This window comes from Stenotrophomonas sp. SAU14A_NAIMI4_5, from assembly GCF_003086795.1.
Lineage (GTDB): Bacteria > Pseudomonadota > Gammaproteobacteria > Xanthomonadales > Xanthomonadaceae > Stenotrophomonas.
This window is the reverse complement of record NZ_CP026003.1, coordinates 2,969,647-2,990,409: the sequence shown is the minus strand read 5'-3', so window position 1 is coordinate 2,990,409 and position 20,763 is coordinate 2,969,647. Positions and strand designations below refer to the sequence as shown.

Annotated in this window: 17 protein-coding genes and 3 tRNA genes; 11 read left to right on the top strand and 9 right to left on the bottom strand. The window is 68.7% G+C overall.

Annotated features, from left to right (window positions below; genetic code table 11):
• Positions 1-71 precede the first annotated feature (71 nt).
• Positions 72-147 (bottom strand) — tRNA-Phe (locus C1925_RS13950).
• Between the two features lie 72 nt (positions 148-219).
• Positions 220-295 (bottom strand) — tRNA-Phe (locus C1925_RS13945).
• 374 nt (positions 296-669) lie between these two features.
• Here C1925_RS13945 and C1925_RS13940 point away from each other — a divergent pair.
• On the top strand, positions 670-1,698 hold the full coding sequence (locus tag C1925_RS13940) for an NADP-dependent oxidoreductase (protein ID WP_159097529.1): 1,029 nt from the start codon (positions 670-672) through the stop codon (positions 1,696-1,698).
• Positions 1,699-1,734: 36 nt separating this feature from the next.
• Here the strand turns inward: C1925_RS13940 and C1925_RS13935 are convergent, their stop codons facing one another.
• A complete protein-coding gene (locus tag C1925_RS13935) occupies positions 1,735-2,202 on the bottom strand; it encodes a hypothetical protein (RefSeq protein WP_108769410.1) in 468 nt (155 codons plus the stop codon).
• The gene (locus tag C1925_RS13930; RefSeq protein ID WP_108769409.1) at positions 2,199-2,663 is read right to left on the bottom strand and encodes a hypothetical protein; all 465 of its coding nucleotides are present in this window, start codon (positions 2,661-2,663) and stop codon (positions 2,199-2,201) included. The genes C1925_RS13935 and C1925_RS13930 overlap by 4 nt, the downstream gene beginning before the upstream one ends.
• A 127-nt stretch (positions 2,664-2,790) precedes the next feature.
• On the opposite strand from C1925_RS13930, the gene C1925_RS13925 reads away from it, so the two are divergent.
• Together C1925_RS13925 and C1925_RS21135 are read left to right on the top strand one after the other, a co-directional pair.
• On the top strand, positions 2,791-3,552 hold the full coding sequence (locus tag C1925_RS13925; RefSeq protein WP_108769408.1) for a hypothetical protein: 762 nt from the start codon (positions 2,791-2,793) through the stop codon (positions 3,550-3,552).
• A gap of 108 nt (positions 3,553-3,660) precedes the next feature.
• Positions 3,661-3,837 carry a hypothetical protein gene (locus C1925_RS21135; protein WP_174213512.1) on the top strand — a complete coding sequence of 59 codons (177 nt, stop codon included), beginning with the start codon at positions 3,661-3,663 and terminating at the stop codon, positions 3,835-3,837.
• Positions 3,838-3,867: 30 nt separating this feature from the next.
• On the opposite strand, the gene C1925_RS13920 is transcribed toward C1925_RS21135, so the two are convergent.
• Both C1925_RS13920 and C1925_RS13915 read right to left on the bottom strand, forming a co-directional pair.
• Positions 3,868-4,305 carry a hypothetical protein gene (locus C1925_RS13920; RefSeq protein ID WP_108769407.1) on the bottom strand — a complete coding sequence of 146 codons (438 nt, stop codon included), beginning with the start codon at positions 4,303-4,305 and terminating at the stop codon, positions 3,868-3,870.
• A gap of 129 nt (positions 4,306-4,434) precedes the next feature.
• A tRNA-Ala gene (locus tag C1925_RS13915) sits at positions 4,435-4,510 on the bottom strand.
• 95 nt (positions 4,511-4,605) lie between these two features.
• Between C1925_RS13915 and C1925_RS13910 the strand changes: the two genes are divergently transcribed.
• From C1925_RS13910 to C1925_RS13895, 4 genes are all read left to right on the top strand, one after another.
• Positions 4,606-4,911 carry a Rho-binding antiterminator gene (locus tag C1925_RS13910; RefSeq protein WP_108769406.1) on the top strand — a complete coding sequence of 102 codons (306 nt, stop codon included), beginning with the start codon at positions 4,606-4,608 and terminating at the stop codon, positions 4,909-4,911.
• Between the two features lie 120 nt (positions 4,912-5,031).
• Positions 5,032-7,590: a Cache 3/Cache 2 fusion domain-containing protein gene (locus C1925_RS13905; RefSeq protein ID WP_108769405.1), complete on the top strand. Its 2,559-nt coding sequence runs from the start codon at positions 5,032-5,034 to the stop codon at positions 7,588-7,590.
• 192 nt (positions 7,591-7,782) lie between these two features.
• Complete coding sequence (locus tag C1925_RS13900; protein WP_108769404.1) at positions 7,783-10,110, top strand: TonB-dependent receptor; 2,328 nt, start codon at positions 7,783-7,785, stop codon at positions 10,108-10,110.
• 128 nt (positions 10,111-10,238) lie between these two features.
• Positions 10,239-11,372, top strand: coding sequence for a hypothetical protein (locus C1925_RS13895; protein ID WP_216821972.1), 1,134 nt, complete (start codon positions 10,239-10,241; stop codon positions 11,370-11,372).
• A 199-nt stretch (positions 11,373-11,571) separates the two neighbouring features.
• Here C1925_RS13895 and rnd read toward each other — a convergent pair whose 3' ends face one another.
• Positions 11,572-12,651: a ribonuclease D gene (rnd, locus tag C1925_RS13890; RefSeq protein ID WP_108769403.1), complete on the bottom strand. Its 1,080-nt coding sequence runs from the start codon at positions 12,649-12,651 to the stop codon at positions 11,572-11,574.
• A gap of 84 nt (positions 12,652-12,735) precedes the next feature.
• On the opposite strand from rnd, the gene C1925_RS13885 reads away from it, so the two are divergent.
• Both C1925_RS13885 and C1925_RS13880 read left to right on the top strand, forming a co-directional pair.
• Positions 12,736-14,607 carry a formylglycine-generating enzyme family protein gene (locus C1925_RS13885; protein WP_108769402.1) on the top strand — a complete coding sequence of 624 codons (1,872 nt, stop codon included), beginning with the start codon at positions 12,736-12,738 and terminating at the stop codon, positions 14,605-14,607.
• 89 nt (positions 14,608-14,696) lie between these two features.
• The gene (locus C1925_RS13880; protein WP_108769401.1) at positions 14,697-15,593 is read left to right on the top strand and encodes a M48 family metallopeptidase; all 897 of its coding nucleotides are present in this window, start codon (positions 14,697-14,699) and stop codon (positions 15,591-15,593) included.
• A gap of 663 nt (positions 15,594-16,256) precedes the next feature.
• Here C1925_RS13880 and xseA read toward each other — a convergent pair.
• Positions 16,257-17,588, bottom strand: coding sequence for an exodeoxyribonuclease VII large subunit (xseA, locus tag C1925_RS13875; RefSeq protein ID WP_108769400.1), 1,332 nt, complete (start codon positions 17,586-17,588; stop codon positions 16,257-16,259).
• Positions 17,589-17,632: 44 nt separating this feature from the next.
• Positions 17,633-18,703, bottom strand: coding sequence for a tRNA epoxyqueuosine(34) reductase QueG (gene queG, locus C1925_RS13870; RefSeq protein WP_108769399.1), 1,071 nt, complete (start codon positions 18,701-18,703; stop codon positions 17,633-17,635).
• A gap of 23 nt (positions 18,704-18,726) precedes the next feature.
• On the opposite strand from queG, the gene C1925_RS13865 reads away from it, so the two are divergent.
• Both C1925_RS13865 and tsaE read left to right on the top strand, forming a co-directional pair.
• Positions 18,727-20,211 (top strand): NAD(P)H-hydrate dehydratase, encoded by a 1,485-nt coding sequence (locus tag C1925_RS13865; RefSeq protein ID WP_108769398.1) that lies wholly within the window; start codon positions 18,727-18,729, stop codon positions 20,209-20,211.
• Positions 20,208-20,690, top strand: coding sequence for a tRNA (adenosine(37)-N6)-threonylcarbamoyltransferase complex ATPase subunit type 1 TsaE (gene tsaE / locus C1925_RS13860; RefSeq protein WP_108769397.1), 483 nt, complete (start codon positions 20,208-20,210; stop codon positions 20,688-20,690). The genes C1925_RS13865 and tsaE overlap by 4 nt, the downstream gene beginning before the upstream one ends.
• Positions 20,691-20,763 lie beyond the last annotated feature (73 nt).

The window sequence follows — 20,763 nt, the reverse complement described above, 5'->3', positions numbered from 1 at the left end:
TGACCGTACTACAGATGCGTGGGCAGCGAAGGGGCAAAAAAAAAGACCTGCATTTCTGCAGGTCTTCAAACTGGTGGCCGAGGACGGAATCGAACCGCCGACACGGGGATTTTCAATCCCCTGCTCTACCAACTGAGCTACTCGGCCAGTTTGGCAGGCCAACCGCGCGGACGCAGTGGCCGGAAAAAAAAGACCTGCATTTCTGCAGGCCTTCGAAAGTGGTGGCCGAGGACGGAATCGAACCGCCGACACGGGGATTTTCAATCCCCTGCTCTACCAACTGAGCTACTCGGCCACTTGTTTCGTTGCAGCGAGGTCGCTGCCGAGGACGCGCATGTTACGGAGGTAGACCGCATTCGGCAAGCGTTTTGGCAAAAAACCTTCACATTGCCGTCTGCGCGCGCGCAAGTGCTTGATCCTGCGTGCGCGGCGGAACGCGGGCCGCTGGTTGGCGGGGGATGCCGGCAGCGCGGGGGCATGCACCGCGAGCGTGCTCCGCGACGGAAATCAGCGGTGCGCCGATATCGGCAAAGTCGCAGCGGCAGGGGCTGTGCCGGGCTGCGTGTGCAGCGGCCGGTGGAACGCTGTTTCCGTCGCCGCCCAAGGCGGGGGCGGAGGCGTACCGTCGGCTTTCCCTTTTCGATGCTGCCCGCAGCAGAGACCCTTGCCATGTCCGATACCCCGACCAACACCACGCGCATCGTCCTGGCCTCACGCCCGCAGGGAGCGCCGACCGATGCCAATTTCCGCCTCGAGCAGGCCCGGCTGCCGGCACTGCAGCCAGGCGAGGTGCTGCTGCGCAACCGCTACCTGTCGCTGGACCCGTACATGCGCGGACGCATGGACGATGGCCCGTCCTATGCTGCGCCGGTCGCGCTGGACGCGGTGATGGAAGGGCAGACCGTGTCTGAGGTGCTGCAGTCCACCGTGGCCGATGTTGCCGTGGGTGACCATGTGCTGGCACCGGGTGGCTGGCAGACCCATGCGGTGCTGCCGGCCGCCGCGCTGGGGCGCCGCCTCGACGTGGCCGGGTTGCCGCTGAGCACGGCGTTGGGCGTGTTCGGCATGCCTGGCTTCACCGCGTATTCCAGCCTGCATGAAATTGCCCGCTTGAAGCCGGGCGAGACGCTGGTCGTGGCGGCGGCGAGCGGGCCGGTCGGCGCCACCGTTGCCCAGCTGGCGCGCCTGCAGGGCGCGCGTGTGGTGGCCATCGCCGGGGGTGCAGCCAAGCAGGCCTACCTGCACACGCTGGGCGTGGACGTGGCGTTGGACCATCGCGCGCCAGACTTCGCCGCGCAGCTGCGCGACGCGGTGCCGGATGGCATCGACGTCTACTTCGAGAACGTCGGCGGCCATGTATTGGACGCGGTGCTGCCTCTGCTCAACGATTTCGCGCGTGTTCCGGTCTGCGGCACCATCGCCACCTACAACGCACGCGGTGTCGAGCAACCGGGTCCGGACCGGTTGCCAGCACTGTTCAGCCAGATCCTGCGCCAGCGGCTGACCGTGCGCGGCTTCATCGTGCATGACTTCAAGCACCTGTGGCCGGAATTCGAGCGCGAGATGGCGCAGTGGCTGCGCGAAGGGCGCATCCAGTACCGCGAGGACGTGGTGGAAGGATTGCAGCGTGCCCCGGAAGCCTTCTTCGGCCTGCTGCAGGGGCGCAACTTCGGCAAGCTGGTGGTGAAGCTTGATTGAACCTGCCACGGCGATTCGGCCGGGCAGGGCGCCGCGCTAGCGGTAGGACAACCCACTGCTGGCCATGAAGCCCTTCGGGTCGAACACTGCCCAGGCCTCGCCCCACTCGAAACGGGCGCGGCCGGCGTTGAGCGGGTGTCCCAGCGCTTTGGCCAGGGCACGGCGCATGAACGTGACTTCGGCATCGATGGCGGCCTGGGTGGGCCAGCCGTCTTCCATCGGCGCGCCGGGCAGCTGCACGCCGATGGACAGCATCGACAGCGCCTGCCCGTGGAAGCACAGGGCGACTGCCGCCGGCACGCCCTGCAGCTGCAGGCTTCGCAGGTGCAGCCACTGGTAGCCGTTGCCGAGGTCGCGGCTGTCCTGCAGCAGCGCGGCAAAACCCGCGTGGGCCTGTGCCAGCGTGAGCGTCGGCCCGATCCTCAGCGGCAGCTCACCCAGGCCGATGCTGCCGTCGGCGGCATCGAAATCAAGCGCCCGCAGTGCGCTGCCGCGCGCACTCACGGGGCGAAACGCACCTGGCGTGGATCACTGACGCTGATCTGCGTCTGGTAGTAGTACTTGCCGCTGGGCTGGCCGCTGGCGTTGATGAAGTCGATGCGGACCCGGCGCGCGGTGCCGCCTACCAGCAGGCGGCGGTTCTGCAGGTAGTCCAGCTTCAGGCCCAGCGCTTCTTCCAGTGCGGGGCGCAGCGCGGCATCCATGCTGAGGGTGATGTTCAGCGGGTGCCGGTAGTCGCGTTCGCTGTTGAGGTAGATGCGGCCAGCGTCGCTGCCGACGGCCTGCACGGACATGGCGAAGGTGCCGGAAATGCCGCGCGCCGGATCGTCCTGCGCGGCACGCACGGCTTCGTAGTTGCCGATGTAGCCGGACACCGGCGGCGGCGCGGCGGCCAGGCGATGGGCGCAGCCGGTCGTCAGCAGCAACGGGACCAGCAGTGAAGCCAGCAGGGCGGGGCGATTCATGGCGCTTCCTTGTGCGTCGGTGGATGTGCCGATTGTGGCCGCGCGCGGGTTGCAGCCACAAGCGCGCTGTCCAATCGGCCCGCCGATGGGTCATGCTGGGCGCCTATCGCATCGACCAGGGAAGGACATGCCAAGGACCGCCGACGTTCATGCCATCGATTGGGGCGCGCTGCAGTGTGCCTATGGCGACGCCTCTGAAGCGGGTGCACTGCTGGCCGCGCTGATGGACCCGCAGCACCAGCAGGACTGGAACGACATCTGGTCGCATCTGTGCCACCAGGGCACGGTCTACCCGGCCAGCCACGCCGCACTGCCGGTGCTGCTCTCGATCGCACGGCAAACCGGGCGCAGCGACAGTGATGATGCCTTGCTGCTGGCCGGTGCGATCGTCGCCGGCTCGGACGTGGGCGACCCGGGACTGGTGCCGCACGGCGATGTCATCCAGGCGTTGCGCAGCAAGGTGCAGAAGCGCCTGCGGGGCAGTGGCCGGGAGGCGGTGCCGCTGTCGCACGATGGGCATGGTGAGCGTGGCTGGCTGCGCCAGGCCTGGCTGGGGCTGAGTGGTGAAAAAGCCTGGTCACAGCACCTGGACCGGCTTGCCGAGGGCGAGATCGTGGGGGAGTGCGTGGCCTGTTCGGCCGATCTGTACTGCACGCTGGATGTTGAAGCCCCGTATGTCTGCCATGAGGACCCGGTGTTCGGTGCCCCGTCGGCGACGTCTGCGCTGCTGCCCGGTGAACCGGTCGGCGTGGCCGAGCAGTGGCTGCTGCAGCAGGTGCGCGGCGATGGCGATATCCGCGCGGAGCAGCTGCTGGAACTGGCCTTCGGTCATTCCGAATGCAGTGCCTGCGGACATCCGTTCGCGGTGCGCGAGTGCGTGCAGGCCTGAGCTGCAGGCGCCCTGCACGCGGCGCTCGCGGCGGCCTGACCATCGCATCACCGGCGCGCGTCTAGCGTGCGTTGACCGGGCCGGCCTGTTGCCGGCCGGAGCGCCCCCATGAACGACAAGCAGAACCCCAACCAGCAGCAGGCCCGCGAAGGTGCCGAGGAAAGCCGCCAGGACCGCCGTCAGGACGAGGTGGCAAAGCAGCGGCCCGGCCAGCAGGACCAGCAGGTGCATGACGCGCATTCGCGCCGGCCGCGGCGCAAGGATGGGAGCCAGGAGCCGGGTTGAGGGCGGCGACGGCTGTGGCTGCCCGGGCGTTCAGTCCTGCAGCGTGAACCCGGCAGGCGCGCGCGGCACAGGTACGGCTGGGCAGTGGTACATGTCCATGTAGACCGCGGTGGTGGTCTCGCCGCAGTGCACGTCGTAACGGTCGATGACGTGGTAGTCGGGCGTGCCTTCGGCCAGCGGCGCGAAGGTCATCATCGCCTCGAACTGACGTGCGCTGACGGCACGGTCGCTGGACGGTGGATTGAGGCTGCCGACGTTGCCGCCACGCTCGAAACGCGGGCGTGTCTGGTCGCTGCAGACCAGCTGTTCGAGATAGGCCTGCTGGCCAGCAGGCTGGCATACCTTGATCGGGCTTTCCTTGCGCAGGCCCCACTGTGCACTGTCTTCCGGCGCGGCATCGGCGGCGAGTGCAGGGGCGGCGAGAACGGCCAGCGCGACCAGCGCCAGCAGGGCAGTGACTGCATGCATCCGTGCATCCTCGGTAGGTGTCGAGATGATGATCCTAGCGCAGGGCGTGGGGATGGGTGACCGCCACCGCGACGGCGGCCCAAAGAAAAAGCCCGCAGATCACTGGGATCTACGGGCTTCTCTGAATAGTGGTGGAGCCAAGGAGGATCGAACTCCTGACCTCGTCATTGCGAACGACGCGCTCTCCCAGCTGAGCTATGGCCCCACGGCGCATCCAGTGTAGCGCTGCCTCCGGGGCTTGCCAAGCAGCGACCCGGCAGCCGTGGCAGGCTGGGCACCTTCACCGCCGAGGGACGCCCCATGACCGATTACCGCCCGATCGAGTGCGACCTGCACGATGTGCTGGAAATCGCCTGCCTGCACCACGCCCTGCTGCAGGTCGAACTGCGCGATGGCAGCCGCTTCGTGGCGCGTGCGCGGACCACTGTCAGCACCGCGGACAAGGAGGAGTTCCTGCTTCTGGATGCGCCCGACGGCGAGCGCCGGGTCCGCCTGGACCAGCTGCATGCTGTAGCGACCGTAGGCGCCGATGGCATTCCCGGCGCGCGCACGGTGCTGGGCCCCGGGCCCACCGACGCCAGTGGCGAAGCTGAACAAGGTTTCTGAATCAATGGCTTGGCAGCGTCAATAGCCAGATCCGGCTAGGCGGGAGGCGTAAAGAGGACCGGAACGGTGCCGTTAACAGGGGACGCTTTCGAGCGCTCCCTTCCACGGATCTGTTTCCCCATGATGACCCCCGCTGCATCCCGTTTTTCCGCCTCGCCGCCGTCGCGTTCGCTGACCATCGCCTCGCGGTTGGCGCTGCTGATGGCCGCGATCACCACCGTCGCTTTCGCCGCGCTGGCGATCCTGATCTACCGCGATACCGCCGACAGCTACCAGCAGCGCGTGAGCGCCGGCCTGGACACCGCCACCGTGCTGATGCGCGATTCGGTGCAGCTGTACGACCGCAGCCTGAGCGAGAGCACCGAGCGCATCGCCGGCACCTTCCGCGCGATGCTGCCGCAGGGCGAGGCACAGGCCGATGGCGCTGCGCCCATCGACGTGGTCGGCCGCAGCGCGCCGACCCTGCGGCTGGGCAGCCAGTCGATCGGGCCGACGTCGACCGAAGTCGATCGCTTCGCCGACGCCACCGGTGGCGTGGCCACGGTGTTCGTGCGCGATGGCGATGATTTCGTGCGCGTCGCCACCTCGCTGCGCAATGCGCAGGGCGAGCGCGTGCTCGGCACCGTGCTCGATCACGCCAATCCGGCCTATGCACGGGTGCGCGCGGGGCAGGGCTATACCGGCCCGGCGCATCTGTTCGGCACCGACTACATGACCCATTACATGCCGATCCTCGCTGCCGATGGCAGCGTGGCCGGCATCGCCTTCGTCGGCCAGGACTATTCGCAGGGCCTGGCCGCGCTGAAGACGCGCCTGCGCGAGGCCACGCTGGGCCGCGAAGGGCGCTTCATCGTGGTGGACACCCGCGCAGGCAAGGAGCGCGGCCGCGTGCTGGCCGCCGCCGAAGGCGAGGGTGGCGTACTGCAGGAACAGGTGGCCGCGCAGGATCTTCCCGCGCTGCAGGCGCTGCTGGACGGCAGCAGCACGCAGGCGCGCCTGCACCTGCGCCCGGCCGCTGGCGGCACCGAGCAGGCCTGGTTTGTCTCGGCGCAGCGCTACGGCGCCTGGCAGTGGCTGGTGCTGGGCCTTGAACCGCAGTCGGTGCTGGACGAGGTACTCAACGGCCTGATGCTGCGCATCGCGCTGATCTCGGCGCTGGCACTGGCGACGGTGGTGACCCTGATCGTGCTGGTGGTGCGCCAGCTGCTGGGCCGTCCGCTGGCTGCGGCCGCGCAGGTCGCGCGCGATGTCGCCAGCGGTCGCCTGGACCGCGAGATCGAGGTGCGCCGCGATGACGAAGTCGGCCGCGTGCTCGGGTCGCTGCAGCAGATGCGTTCCAAGCTGCGGGAAATACTGCAGGCGCAGGCGGTGATGGGCGAACGCCATTCCGCCGGCGTGGTCAGCCATCGCATCGACGAGCAGGCCTTCGAGGGTGAATTCCGCACCATGGTGGCCGGTACCAATGCGCTGGTGGCCGCGCACCTGCAGACCCAGCAGCGCATGGTCGCCCTGGTCGAGCGCTACGCCGAGGGCGACCTGCAGCAGACGATGGACGTGCTGCCCGGTGAGCAGGTGGCGATCACCGGCGCGCTCAATGGCGTGCGTTCGAAGCTGCAGGGCATCAATGGCGAGATCAAGCGCCTGGTGGCCGCCGCTGCCGCCGGCGATTTCAGCGTGCGCGGTGATGCGCAGGCCTTCGCCAACGATTTCCGGCAGATGGTGCAGGGCCTCAACAGCGTGATGGGCACGGCCGATGAGAACCTGATGGCGCTCTCGGGTCTGCTGCGCAACCTCGCCGAGGGTGACCTGCGGCACCGCATCGACGGGCAGTCGCAAGGTGTGTTCGCGCGCATGCGCGAGGACGCCAACGCTACCGTGGGGGCGCTGACCGGCATCGTCGGCCGCATCCAGCAGGCGGCCGGCGCGGTGAGCCTGGCGGCCGCGGAGATCGCCGCCGGCAACGACGATCTGTCCCGTCGCACCGAACAGCAGGCGGCCAACCTGGAAGAGTCGGCGGCGTCGATCGAGGAGATGACCTCGGCCGTGCGCCAGAACGCCGACCATGCGCGCCGCGCCGACCGGCTGGCGAGCGAGGCCGCACAGGTTGCCGGGCGCGGTGGCGCGGCGATGGCGGAGATGCAGGCCACGATGGGCCTGATCGATGCCGCCTCGCGGCGCATCGCCGAGATCATCGCGGTGATCGATGGCATCGCGTTCCAGACCAACATCCTGGCGTTGAATGCCGCGGTCGAGGCGGCGCGGGCGGGCGAGGAAGGCCGTGGCTTCGCGGTGGTGGCCAGCGAGGTACGCGCGCTGGCGCAGCGCTCCACGCTGGCTGCCGCGGAGATCAAGGGGCTGATCGAGGATTCGGTGGCCCGGGTGGCCGAAGGCAACGTGCTGGCCGGTGATGCCGGGCGGACCATCCAGGACGTGGTGGCGTCGGTGACCGAGCTCGGTGGTCTGGTGGGCGAGATCGCCCATGCCTGCCAGGAACAGGCCGCCGGCATCGAGCTGGTCAACCAGAGCATCGTGCAGATGGACGGCGTGACCCAGCAGAACGCGGCACTGGTGGAGGAGGCGTCGGCTTCGGCACGGGCGATGAGCAGCCAGGCGCATGCGCTGCAGGATGCCGCCGGCCGCTTCGTGCTGGATCGCACGCCGGTGGGCGCAGGCGCATAAGGGGAGCAGGGCCCGGGGAGGCGGTGGCATCGGCTGCCGCCTCCCACTTTGCCGCAGCGGGCGGCAACCTGACTGCGACGGGGTGCGCAACGAAATCGTAACAATTCGGGCGATAATGAACGCTTGCGCAGCGTCTCCCTTTTCTACCGCCCGGCTCGCGCAGGCCGCACGGATGCCTCCTCAGAGCTCTCGATGCCTTCCCATACCGATTCCCGCCGTTCGTCGGGCATGTCGTCCGTTGTTTCCTTCCGTCGCCATCCGCTGGCCCTGGCCTGTGCGGGCCTGGCCCTGGCCGCCAGTTTCGGCGCCGCCGCGCAGGACCACGCGCCGAGCGCGACCGCGCTGGACACGATCACCGTGACCGCCGAGCACCGCGAACAGAACCTGCAGGAAGTGCCGGTGTCGGTGGGCGTGGTGCAGGGCGAGCGCATGCGTGACTTCACCGCCGGCGGCGACGACACCCTGCTGGCGCTGTCCGGCCGCGTGCCGAGCCTGTATGCGGAAACCACCACCGGCCGCATTTTCCCGCGCTTCTACATCCGCGGCCTGGGCAACATCGACTTCTACCTGGGTGCCTCGCAGCCGGTGTCGATCATCCAGGACGACGTGGTGCTGGAACACGTGGTGCTGAAGTCCAACCCGGTCTATGACGTGGACCAGGTGGAAGTGCTGCGCGGCCCGCAGGGCTCGCTGTTCGGCCGCAACACCACCGCCGGCATCGTCAAGTTCGACACCATCAAGCCGAGCGAAGACTACAGCGGCCGCGTCAGCGCCAGCTATGCCAGCTACAACAGCGTGTCGATCGACGGCGGCTTCGGCGGCCCGATCAACGATGTCGCCGCGTTCCGCGTGTCGGCCCTGTACCAGCACCGCGACGACTACGTCGACAACACCTACACCGGCCCCAGCGCCGATGGCACGGTCAGCCCGAAGAAGAACGCCATGGGCGGCTTCGACGACCGCAACGTGCGCGCGCAGCTGCTGCTGACCCCGAGCGACCAGTTCTCGATCCTGGCCTCGGCCCACGCCCGCGACTACGAAGGCACCTCGACCCTGTTCCTGCGCAACGCGCTGACCAAGGGCTCGAACCAGACCGACGTGCCGCGCGACAAGGTCGCCTACGACGAAGCCGACAACAACCCGCAGGCCTACAAGACCTACGGCGGCTCGGTGAAGGCGCGTTATGACTTCGGCGCGGTCGACTTCACCTCGATCACCGCCTACGAAACCACCTCCGGCTACAGCCGTGGCGACACCGACGGCGGCGCCGCGGTGAACTTCCCGGTCAACGGCGTGCCGAACGGCTACGGCCAGTCGATGGGCCAGATCCGCGACCTGGACCAGTGGACCCAGGAATTCCGCCTGGCCAGCCATGACGACAATGCCCTGCAGTGGCAGGCCGGCGCGTTCTACTTCAACGGCAGCGACACCACCGATTTCTACCAGCGCGCGTGGTTCCTGCAGGGCGCGGCCCGCAACCCGAACAACTGGGTGCGCCTGCGCAACAAGAACACCTCGTGGGCCGGTTTCGGCCAGATCAGCTACGCCTTCACCGACAAGTTCAGCATCACCGCCGGCCTGCGCCAGACCAAGGACGAGAAGCACACCCGCCTGCTGAAGACCGCTGACACCGCTGCCGGCGTGGTCACCTACAAGGGCCGTACGGACGTGAAGATGTCCGACACCACCCCGAGCTGGGACCTGAGCGCGATGTACCAGTTCACCCCGAACGTGAGCGTCTACGCGAAGGTGGCACGTGGCTTCCGTGGCCCGACCATCCAGGGCCGTTCGGCCGTGTTCAACGCCGACTTCACCACCGCCGATTCGGAAACGATCCTGTCGTGGGAAGCAGGCGTGAAGAGCAGCCTGTGGGACAACCGCCTGCGCCTGAACGCCACCGCGTTCACCTACACAGTCAACGACATCCAGCTCAACGGCAACGATTCGGACGGCAACGGCGTGCTGTTCAACGCCGACAAGGCCAAGGCCTACGGCTTTGAAGCCGACATGGAACTGCGCCCGATCCCGAACCTGACCCTGAGCGCCGGCCTGAGCCTGCTGCACAGCGAGATCCAGGACAAGCGCGTGTATGCGCAGGTCTGCGCGCTGAACGGCGCCGTGGTGTGCACCGTGAACGACCCGACCATCAAGGTCGGTGCGAACACCTTCGCCCAGATCGACGGCAACCCGCTGCCGAACGCGCCGAAGTACAACGTGAACTTCGCTGCGCGTTATGACTTCCCGGTCAGCGATGCCGGCACCATGTTCGTGTCCACCGACTGGAACAAGCAGGGTTACACCAGCTTCGTCCTGTACGACAGCAAGGAGTTCAACTCCAAGGGTGATTTCGAAGGCGGCCTGAAGCTGGGTTACTCCGGCAACTACGGTGCCTACGAAGTGGCGCTGTTCGCGCGCAACATCACCAACGAGAAGAACCTCAAGGGCGTGATCGAGAACTACATGGCCGCGGTCTACAACGAACCGCGCACCGTGGGTGTCTCGCTGAACATGAACTGGTAAGCACCGGTTCCATGCAGCACCCGGCAACGCCCCGCACCCGCGGGGCGTTGTCGTTTCCGCGACCTGCGTGCCATGACGGCGCGGTCGCACATGCTATGGTCGCGCGCCGTGTTGAATGGATCTCGACCATGCTCAAGGCGCTGTACCAGGCCCATGCCGAACCCGCCGCCGCCCTCGCGCTGCAGGCGCGCTGCGAAGCGCAGGTGGTCAGCTGGCGCTGGGCGACTGCATCGATGGGGTACCTCACGCCGTTCCCGCGCGAATCCAGCGGTACGCCGCCGCCGCGCTGGGTGGCCGATGCGAAGGTGGATGCACGCAAGCACGTGCAGCACGGCCTGGATGAGGCGGGGCGCATCGTGTTCGAGCGCAGCCCGTCCGGCCGTGTCGGCGTGTGGCTGCATGCGCCGGGTCATCGCCAGTACCTCAGCTTCCATGACGGTGGTCGGATCAACGCCGCCTGGGAATTCCGCGAGGAAGAGGGACGACTGCAGGCACTGGATCTGGTGGACGAGGGTCGCGGCATCGACCGTACCTACCACTGGGAAGGCGACCGCCTGCTGCGTGAAGTGATGTGCAACTGGAGCACGGCGGGGCGCACGTGGTGGTGCCAGGATGTCTACAGCTATGACGATGCCGGCCAGCTCGACCGCATCGTGCTGGAGTACCTGGACAGGAATGGCCGCGCCACCGGCCAGCGCCGCCTGCAGTACCAGCGGCCACGCCCGGGCGAGACGCTGGCGACGGTCACCGCCGAGGTCGAGCGGCTGCTGGTCGAGGCAATTACCGCGCAGCTGTCCCGCATCCCGCGCGATGAACCGCTGTACTGCCTGCTGCTGTGCTTCACCGAAAGCGACTTCACCGCGGCCTGGCCACCGTTCCTGGTGTGGGGCCGGCAGTCATACCGCGAAGCGGTGCTGTCCCGGGGCGAGGATGTGGCGTACTACCTGTGGGCGCCGGATGAGATGCGCGGCGGGCAGGGCGATGCGGGCGAATGCTGGTTCGATGACGAGGCGCTGGTCGAGGCCTGCAAGCGCCATTCGCAGTACATGGAGCTGCGCCGCAGCGACGTGTCGGCCAAGCGGGTGCTGAAGAGCGTCGCGGCCTGGCTGGACGCGCCCGAGCGCCGCGCACTGCTCAACACCACCGATGATTTCGTGGTGGCCGTGGCCGACAACACGGGCAGCATCGATCCGCTGCCCGGGATGCGCCGGGCGATCGGGCCGGAGCGCTGGGCCCGGTTGAAGGAACGCGGTTACGTCTGAGCGACGGTGCAGGCGGCGGAGCCGAGGTAGAGTCGACTGTCAGTCGACTGCTTTGAACGATGCAGGCGAATACCCGCGCTGCGCGCGATAGTCGACCAACGGTCGACTCTACCGGGCGATGTATATGGTCGACCAGCGGTCGACTCTACCCAGCCGGGCTGCGCTGCGGATGGCGCCGGCACGAGCCGGCGCCGTGCCATCAACGTGCCGGCAGCAAGGCCTGGAGGCGGGCTTCCAGTTCCTGCTGGCGCCAGCCGGCCAGGGCGGCCGGCCACTGGCGGCGCTCCAGGTAGCTTTCCAGGTGCTTGCGCGAGGCCAGCACGCCGTCGGCCAGGCCCAGCTCGCGGCTGCGCTCGGCCACCGCATCCTGCAGTTTCTTCACCAGCTGCTTGTTGGTGTCGGTGGCCTGCATGGCCAGCGGCGCATCGGCTTCGTCGTCCAGCGGCGTGGACAGCGCCTGCCAGACCGCGCCGGCCAACTTGCGCGGTGCCTTCGGGAACTGCTCGAACAGCTTGCCCAGCGAGGCCGCATCGGCCGGCGGCGTGCGCGCCAAGGTGGCGGCCAGTTCGTTGTCCAGGATCCAGCTGCGCGGGCGATCGCTGCTGCGGGCCTGCACGTCACGCCAGCGCAGCAGGCGCAGCAGGCGGTGCTGGGCCGGTGCATCGAGGAACTGCGCCGCACGCATGCCCAGGTGCGGCCAGCGCTCTTCATCGTTGGCGACACTGGCCAGCAGGCGCTCGGCATCGTCGTGCAGCCACTGCTGGCGGCCCAGCGCCTGCAGCTTGCCGTCGATCGCATCATGCAGGGCGAACAGGTGCTCGACATCGTCGGCGGCGTACTGCAGCTGGGATTCGGACAGCGGCCGGCGCATCCAGTCCGAGCGGGTTTCACCCTTGGCCAGGGCGACACCGGTGATTTCCTGCACCAGCTTCTGGTAGCCCATGCCGGCACCGATGCCGGCCAGCGCCGCGCCGATCTGGGTGTCGAACAGCGGCCGCGGCATCACCCCGCAGGTCCACTTGAAGGCCACCAGGTCTTCGCTGGCGCTGTGCATCACCTTGGTGATCGATTCATCGGCCAGCCACGGCGCCAGCGCCTCGGGCATGCCGGGAATCAGCGGGTCGATCAGCAGGATGTCATCGCCGACGGCCATCTGCACCAGCGCAAGCTGCGGCCAGAAGGTGCGTTCACGGATGAATTCGGTGTCCAGGCCGATGCGGCTCGGGCGCTGCTGGCGGTACGTGTCCAGCTCGGCGGGGGTGGTGATCCAGGTTGCCACGGGTCAGGGCCTACTACTCGGGTTTGCTCAGGCAGGGGAGAATAGCCTAACGTCGGTCCGCGTCCGTGTTGAAGGAGCTCCCGCTTGCGTTTTCCGCTGTCGTCCGCGCTGTGCACCGCCCTGGCTGTGGCCCTGGCTGGCTGCACGCCGCCGCCTCCGGTGCCCGCCGACGGGGCCGCTGACGAGCGCCCGGCCCGGGAGCAGCCGGCACAGGCACCGGGGCAGGGCACGGTGACCATCGCCGATGATGATGCGGCCGAGGACATCCAGCAGTGGACGCCGCCGCGGGTGGACCGGCAGCAGCGCAGCCAGGCACAGCTGCGGCGCGCGGCCGAACAGGCCTTCGCCCGCGACCACCTCTATGAGGATGCCGAGGCGGCCATTCCCTTGTGGCTGGCCGTGCAGGAGGTCGATCCGGACGATCGCCAGGCCCGCGCCGGCCTGCAGCGTGCACGGCAGCGCCTGCTGCAGCAGGCCGATGCGCTGCTGGCGCGGCCGCTGAAGCAGCGCGAAGCATTGGCCGAGGCCAGCCGCCAGGCGCTGGTGCTGCTGACCCTCGCCCCGAAGGACGGGAAAGTGCGCGCGCTGCAGGGCCGGGTGGAGACCGCGCAGCGCGTGGTGGCCTACAACCGTGCTGGTGAGGAGGACCTGCGTGCCGACCGCATCGGTGAAGACGGCGACGGTGCGATTCCCAACTTCCGTGAAGCCCTGGCCCTGGACGAGGACAACCAGCGTGCGCGGCAGGGCCTGGCCGCGGCCGAGAGCGGGCTGATCCGCCGTGCCGAGGACGCCGCGCGTGCGCGCGACTTCGCCAGTGCGGGTGCCTGGCTGGCCGAGGCCAGCAAAGTGCGCGATTCCTCGCCGACGATTGCCGATGCCTTCGAGCGCATCGAACAGATCCGTGCCGCCGCCCTGGTGCAGCTGCGCGACGGTGGCCTGCGCGACCTGACCACCCCGCAGGGCCTGAAACCGGCGCGCGAGAAGCTGGCCGAAGCCCTGCGCATCGCCCTGCCAGGTGACCCGGTGGTGGCACAGCTGCGCGAGCGCATCGACCTGGCCACCCATTACGGCAGTTTCCGCCCGGGCCAGGTGTTCAGCGATGCGTTGCGTGACGGCGGCCGCGGCCCGCAGATGATCGTGGTGCCGCATGGCGGCTTCCAGATGGGCGCCGGCGATACCGAGCCCGGCGCCAGCGACGCCGAGCGACCCTCGCACTACGTCCGCTTCGAACGCGGCTTTGCGATGGCCATCACCGAGGTCACCGTGAGTGACTTCGAGCGCTACGTGAAGGCGACCAACGCCCGTCCGCGCGCGACGCGGCGTGGCCATTCGGTGGTCTACGACGAGCGCAGCGGCAACTTCATCCGCCGCAGCGGCGTGGACTGGCGCTCGGATTACGACGGCGGCCGGGCGATGGGCAATTCGCCGGTGATGCATGTGAGCGTGCGCGACGCCGAGAACTATGCGACGTGGCTGTCCGAGCAGACCGGGCGTTCCTACCGCCTTCCCAGCGAAGCCGAGTTCGAATACGCGATGCGCGGTGGCAACAGCGGCCGCTACCCCTGGGGCGATGCCGGCCTGCCTCCGGAAGGCAACGGCAACTACACCGGCAGCCGCGACGTCTCGCCGTCGGGCCGGCACTGGCAGAACGCCTTCGTCGGCTATGGCGATGGCTGGTGGGGGCCGGCACCGGTGGCGACCTTCCAGGCCAATGCCTTCGGCCTGCATGACCTGTCCGGCAACCTCAGCGAGTGGGTGGCCGACTGCTGGCACGCCAGCTACCGGCGCGCGCCGTCCGATGGTGCGGCATGGTTCAACCCGGGCTGCCGTTCGCGGGTGATCCGCGGTGGCAACTGGGCCAATGCCCCGGAACAGACCCGCGCGGCCTGGCGCCAGTCGCAGGATTCGGACACCACCAGTGCGCGTATCGGCTTCCGCCTGGTGCGCGGCATCTGAGGCGGGCCGGACTTCACCCGCCATGGGCGGCGGCGCACTAAGATTGCGCCGTGCCCGCCGGCCGGCGGGGTCTGCTGGAAGACCTGTCGATGCGCAACGATCCCTTTTCCCGCTCGCCGCAACAGGGCCCCCGGCGCGGCCTGTTCGGCAACATCCGCTGGTGGGTGCTGCTGCTGGCGGCCGGTTACGCGGCGTTCTACTGGTTTTCCAACCGCACGGTCGATCCCTATACCGGCGAGAAGGTGCTGATCGACAGCACGCTGGATGCCAGCCAGGAAAAGGCGCTGGGCCTGCAGGCCTACCAGGAGATCCTGTCGCAGGAGCGGCCGCTGGATCCGAACGCGCAGATCTCGCGTGACATCCGCGCCATCGCGCAGCGCTTGATCGCCAAGGTGGACGTGGTGGAGACCGCGCTGGCGCAGGAACACGGCGTGCAGCCGGGGCATTTTTCGCGTGATTTCGACTGGGAGGTCAACGTCATCCAGTCCGACCAGGCCAACGCGTTCTGCCTGCCGGGCGGCAAGATGGCGGTGTACACCGGCCTGGTGCCGGTGGCGCGCACGACCGATGCGATGGCGGTGGTGATGGGCCATGAAATTGCCCATGCGCTGCTGCGCCATGGTGCGCAGCGGATGGCGCAGCAGAAGCTGACGCAGATCGGCCAGGTGGCAGGCGCGGCGAGCGGCATGGATGCGCAGCAGCAACAGATGATGATGTCGGCGATGGGCTATGGCTATCTGCTGCCGTATGCGCGCAGCCACGAGACCCAGGCCGATGAGGTGGGGCTGATGCTGGCGGCAGCGGCATGTTTCGACCCGCGAGAGGCGGTGCCGTTGTGGGAACGGATGGGGCAGGCGAGTGGCGGGCAGTCGCCGCCGGAGTTTTCCTCGACGCATCCCAACCCGGGGACGCGGATCCAGAACCTGCAGGCGCTGATGCCGAAGGCGCTGGAGTACCGGCAGAAGTTCTGCGAGCAGGCGAAGTAGGGTGGTGTTTGTTTTGCAGGGCTTGCAGCCCTGCACCTGCTTCAATCAACGGCAACGTCAACTTCAAAAGCTGGCTATCCGTGGGTTGGCGGGGCGGGTCCGGTTGAGGGGGGCGCCGTAAACCCATCCATGGGGGCTTGGTCGCGGCATCCATGCCGCTCACACCCCCTCAACCGGACCCACCCCGCCTTCGACAGTTTCCTGCGGCTGTGGGTGCCAGGTGCTTTTGGTAGGTGCCGACCGTTGGTCGGCACGGGGTCGGCTCGGGTAGGTGTCGACCTTGGTCGACACGGATGAATTCATTCGGTATCTGACAGATGTGTCGACCAAGGTCGACACCTACCAACAGCCGCGCGTCCCAGTAGAGCCACGCCATGCGTGGATGAATTCATTCGGTATCTGACAGATGTGCCGACCAACGGTCGGCACCTACCAAAAGCACCTGGCACCCACAGCCGCGTGAACCTGTCGAAGGCGGGGCACTGTGGGTTTGCGGGGTGTGAGCCGCATGGATGCGGCGACCAAGCCCCCATGGACGGGTTCACGGCGTCCCCGCAAACCCACAGTGCCCCGCCATCCCACGGAATGCCGCTTCGGCTTTTGACGTTGACGTTGCCTTGGCCTCTGCAGGTGCAGGGCTGCAAGCCCTGCCAAACACACCCCTTATTTGACCAGCACGTCGATCACGCCGTCACCGACGCGTGCCTGCAGCGCATCGCCGGCCTGTACCTGGCCAACCTCACGCACCAGCGTGCCGTCGTCACTGCGGGTCAGGATGCTGTAACCACGTGCCACCGTCGCCAGCGGGCTTACCGCTTCCAGCGAGCGCGCCAGCCCGCGCAGGCGCAGGGCATCACGTTGCAGCAGGCGCTGCAGTGCCACCTGCGGGCGACCGCGCAGGGCCGTCAGGCGCCGCTGCATTTCGTCCAGCTGGCGCTGCGGGTGGTGACCGCGCAGCACCGCTGCTGCATGGCGCAGGCGCGCCGCACGGCGCTCCTGCTGCTGGTTGAAGGCCGCATGCAGGCGCCGGCCGAGGTCGAGCTGGCGCCGGCGCAGCAGGTCCAGGCGCGCCTGCGGGCTCTGCGCGTTCAGCCGCAGCAGGGCGCGGTCGGCGCGCTGCATCGCCTGCTGCATCGTGTGCCGCTGCAGCTGCACCATGCGCGCGGCCGTGCGGCGCAGGCGTAGGGTCAGTTCGCGCTGGTCGGGCACCAGCAGTTCGGCTGCCACCGACGGCGTCGGCGCGCGCAGGTCGGCGGCGAAGTCGCTCAGGCTGAAGTCGGTTTCGTGGCCCACCGCCGAGACCACCGGCGTGCCGCTGGCGGCGATTGCCCGGGCCAGTGCCTCGTCATTGAAGGCCCACAGGTCTTCCAGCGAACCACCACCGCGGGTCAGCAGGATCACGTCGTAGCGGCCACTGGCATCGGCGGCCTGCAGCAGGCGGGTGATCTGCGCGGCGGCGGTGCTGCCCTGGACCAGGGTCGGCAGCAGGTCTACTTCCAGCAGTGGAAAACGGCGGGCCAGCACGCTCAGCACGTCGCGCACGGCGGCGCCGGTGGGCGAGGTGATCACCGCCAGGCGCTGCACGTGGGCCGGCATCGGCCGCTTGCGCGCCGGGTCGAACAGGCCCTCGGCCTCCAGGCGTGCCTTCAGTTCCTCGAAGGCGCGGCGCAGTGCGCCTTCGCCGGCTTCTTCCATGTGGTCCAGCACCATCTGGTACTCGCCACGTGCGTCGTACAGCGTCACCTTGCCGCGCACCAGCACGCGCATGCCTTCGCGCGGCACGAACTTCAGGTACTGCGCCTTCATCCGGAACATCGCCGCACGCAGCTGTGCGCGCGCGTCCTTCAGGGTGAAATACAGGTGCCCGGACGCGGGGCGGGCGACGCTGCCCAGCTCGGCTTCGACCCAGATCGCCGGGAAGCTGCCTTCCAGCAGGTCGCGGGCCAGGGTGTTGAGCTGGCTGGGGGTGAGGACGTCGTTGTTGCGTGGCTGCATGGGTACGGCGGTGACGGGCGGAGCAGGGCGCTCAGGATCGCACGTCAGCGCGCGCCGTGCTGGGCCAGCGCCCACTGCACGTGCTCGCGCACCACGGGTGAGGGATCGTCGACGCGGGTCTGCAGGGCGGCCAGTGCGTCGGTCGAGGCCGGTGCGTTGCCCAGCGCCACGGCGATGTTGCGCAGCCAGCGCTCGTGGCCGCTGCGGCGGATCGGGCTGCCTTCGGTGCGGCGCAGGAATTCGGCTTCATCCCAGGCGAACAGCTGGTCCAGGCGCGCGGTGTCGAGATTGTTGCGCGCGCGGAAATCGGCTTCGTCGGTGCGCTTGGCGAACTTGTTCCAGGGGCAGACCAGCTGGCAGTCGTCGCAGCCGTAGATGCGGTTGCCGATCAGTGGCCGCATGTCTTCGGGAATGGTGCCGTCGTGTTCGATGGTCAGGTAGGAAATGCAGCGCCGCGCGTCCAGCCGCTGCGGGGCGATGATGGCCTGGGTAGGGCAGACGTCGATGCAGCGTGTGCAGGTGCCGCAGTGCGCGGTGGCCGGCGCGTCGATCGGCAGCGGGATGTCGATGTAGATCTCGCCGATGAAGAACCACGAGCCGCCGTGACGGTCGATCAGGCAGGTGTGCTTGCCGATCCAGCCGAGCCCGGCGTTGCGCGCCAGCGCACGTTCCAGCACCGGCGCCGAATCGACGAACACGCGGTAGCCGAGCGGCGCCACTTCGTCGTTGATCTGCGTGGCCAGCTTCTGCAGCCGGTTGCGCATCAGCTTGTGGTAATCGCGGCCCAGCGCGTAGCGGGCGACATAGGCGCGGCCGGGATCGGCCAGGGTCGCCCAGGCTTCGGTGTCGTCCTTGTGGCTGTAATCCATGCCCACCGAAATCACCCGCACGGTGCCCGGCAGCAGTTCTGCCGGGCGCGCGCGCAGGGTGCCGTGGCGGGCCATCCAGTCCATCGTCCCGTACAGGCCCTTGCCCAGCCAGTCGGCCAGGTGCGCCTCATCTTCGCCCAGCTCGATGCCGGCGATGCCGCAGCGCTGGAAGCCGTGCGCACGGGCGAGTTCGCGGATGCGCTGCACGGCCAGGGCCGGATCGAGGGGGGCAGGGGCGGGGAACATGCGCACCAGTATAAAATCTCCGCATGGCCAACCTTGCCGATCTGTTTGATTCCGCTGCTGCGCGTGCGCTGGATGCCCAGGCCTCGGCGCTGGCGGGCGATGGTGGCTGGGAGCTGATGGCCCAGGCCGGGCTGGCTGCCTGGCAGCGCCTGCTGCGGCACTGGCCACAGGCGCTGAACGTGGGCGTGGTGGTGGGCAGCGGCAACAACGGCGGCGACGGACTGGTGCTGGCGCGGCATGCGCTGCTGGCCGGGCGCCGGGTAACGGCGCTGACCCTGCCGGGCAAACCGCCAGCCACCGCGTTGGCGCAACGGGCAACCTCGGATTTCAGGTCCGTCGGGGGAACCCTGGCGGAATTCGACGGCACGCTGCCCGCGGCCGATATCTGGGTGGATGGTCTGTTCGGGCTGGGTTTCGACCGGGCGCCGGAAGGTGCAGCACAGGCTGTGATCGAAGCACTGAACGCACAGGACGCACCGGTATTTGCACTGGATGTGCCCAGCGGCGTCGACGCCGACCGTGGCACGGTGCCAGGCGTCGCGGTGCGCGCAGCGCTGACCCTGCAGTTCATCGTGCCGCACCGCGGCCTGTACACCGGCGACGCGCTGGAGCACGCAGGCGAACCCGCGCTGGCCGCGCTGCAGCTGCCCAAGGCGGCGTGGCAGGGCGTTTGGGCCGCGGCCGAGCACTGGACGGGTGCGCGCTTGCCGGCATTGCTGAAGCCGCGCCGCGCCAATACCCACAAGGGCGAATCCGGCCATGTGCTGTGCGTGGGCGGCAACCACGGCAGCGGTGGCGCCATTGCCCTGGCTGCCGAGGCTGGCCTGCGCGCCGGTGCCGGACTGCTCAGCATCGGCACCCGCGGTGACCACGTCGGTCCGCTGCTGGCGCGCCTGCCCGAGGCCATGGTGCATGCGCTGGAAGATGGCGACGCGCTGCCCGGCCTGCTTGAAAAGGCCAAGGTCGTGGCGATCGGCCCCGGCCTGGGCCAGGACGACTGGGCGCGTGCCCTGTTCGCGCGCGTGCTGGCCTGTGGCAAGCCGCTGGTGCTCGATGCCGATGCGCTGAACCTGCTGGCCCGCGACCCACGCGCGCTGCCCGATGCCATCCTGACCCCGCACCCGGGTGAGGCCGCGCGCCTGCTGGAATGCACCACGGCCGACATCCAGGCCGATCGCTACCGCTGCGCCCAGGCGCTGGCCGAGCGCTACCACGCCGTGGTGGTGCTGAAGGGCGCTGGCAGCATCGTCGCCGCCCCCGGCTGCACCCCGCGCCTGATCGCCGCCGGCAACCCCGGCATGGCCGTCGGTGGCATGGGGGATCTGCTGACCGGCATCATCGCCAGCCTGCGCGCGCAGGGCCTGGATGCCTTCGATGCCGCCGCGTGTGGCGCGCTGCTGCATGCGCTGGCTGGCGACGTCGCTGCCCTCGATGGCGCGCGTGGCCTGCTTCCTACTGATCTGCTGGTGCCCCTGCGGCGGCTGGCCAACCCGGAACCCCTGCAATGACTGAATTCTTCCTGGCCGACAGCGAAGCCACCGAACTGCTGGGCCAGTGGCTGGCCGCCACCCGGCCCCCGCAGGCGCTGGTCGAACTGCGGGGTGACCTCGGCGCCGGCAAATCCACCACCGCGCGTGCACTGCTGCGCGCGCTCGGCGTGCAGGGTGCGATCCGCAGCCCTACCTACACCCTGGTCGAGCGCTATCCGCTGTCCAGTGGCGGCGAAGCGTGGCACCTGGACCTGTACCGCATCGGCCAGGCCGGCGAGCTGGATTTCCTGGGTCTGGACGAGGGCAGTGCGGTGCTGTGGCTGGTCGAGTGGCCCGAGCGCGGCGCAGGCGCGCTGCCGCCCACCGATCTGGTGGTGGCGCTGGAAATCGAAGGGCAGGGGCGGCGCGTCCGTCTCACTGGGGCCAGCGACGTGGGCCGTGAATGGCTGGATCGACTTCCCGATGGGGGCGACTTGCAGGCCATTTCTGTCGGCTGACGAGAACAAACACCGGCAGGTTACGGATTATTAAGGAAAAAGGTGTTGCATTCCGTTCAGCGCGGTGATTGAA

Coding starts and splice junctions, on each gene's coding strand:
- C1925_RS21135 (WP_174213512.1), top strand. CDS start 3,661: ATGAACGACAAGCAGAACCCCAACCAGCAGCAGGCCCGCGAAGGTGCC.
- C1925_RS13865 (WP_108769398.1), top strand. CDS start 18,727: ATGGCCAACCTTGCCGATCTGTTTGATTCCGCTGCTGCGCGTGCGCTG.
- xseA (WP_108769400.1), bottom strand. CDS start 17,588: ATGCAGCCACGCAACAACGACGTCCTCACCCCCAGCCAGCTCAACACC.
- tsaE (WP_108769397.1), top strand. CDS start 20,208: ATGACTGAATTCTTCCTGGCCGACAGCGAAGCCACCGAACTGCTGGGC.
- C1925_RS13895 (WP_216821972.1), top strand. CDS start 10,239: ATGCTCAAGGCGCTGTACCAGGCCCATGCCGAACCCGCCGCCGCCCTC.
- C1925_RS13930 (WP_108769409.1), bottom strand. CDS start 2,663: ATGAATCGCCCCGCCCTGCTGGCTTCACTGCTGGTCCCGTTGCTGCTG.
- C1925_RS13910 (WP_108769406.1), top strand. CDS start 4,606: ATGACCGATTACCGCCCGATCGAGTGCGACCTGCACGATGTGCTGGAA.
- C1925_RS13925 (WP_108769408.1), top strand. CDS start 2,791: ATGCCAAGGACCGCCGACGTTCATGCCATCGATTGGGGCGCGCTGCAG.
- C1925_RS13900 (WP_108769404.1), top strand. CDS start 7,783: ATGCCTTCCCATACCGATTCCCGCCGTTCGTCGGGCATGTCGTCCGTT.
- C1925_RS13940 (WP_159097529.1), top strand. CDS start 670: ATGTCCGATACCCCGACCAACACCACGCGCATCGTCCTGGCCTCACGC.
- queG (WP_108769399.1), bottom strand. CDS start 18,703: ATGTTCCCCGCCCCTGCCCCCCTCGATCCGGCCCTGGCCGTGCAGCGC.
- C1925_RS13905 (WP_108769405.1), top strand. CDS start 5,032: ATGATGACCCCCGCTGCATCCCGTTTTTCCGCCTCGCCGCCGTCGCGT.
- C1925_RS13920 (WP_108769407.1), bottom strand. CDS start 4,305: ATGCATGCAGTCACTGCCCTGCTGGCGCTGGTCGCGCTGGCCGTTCTC.
- C1925_RS13880 (WP_108769401.1), top strand. CDS start 14,697: ATGCGCAACGATCCCTTTTCCCGCTCGCCGCAACAGGGCCCCCGGCGC.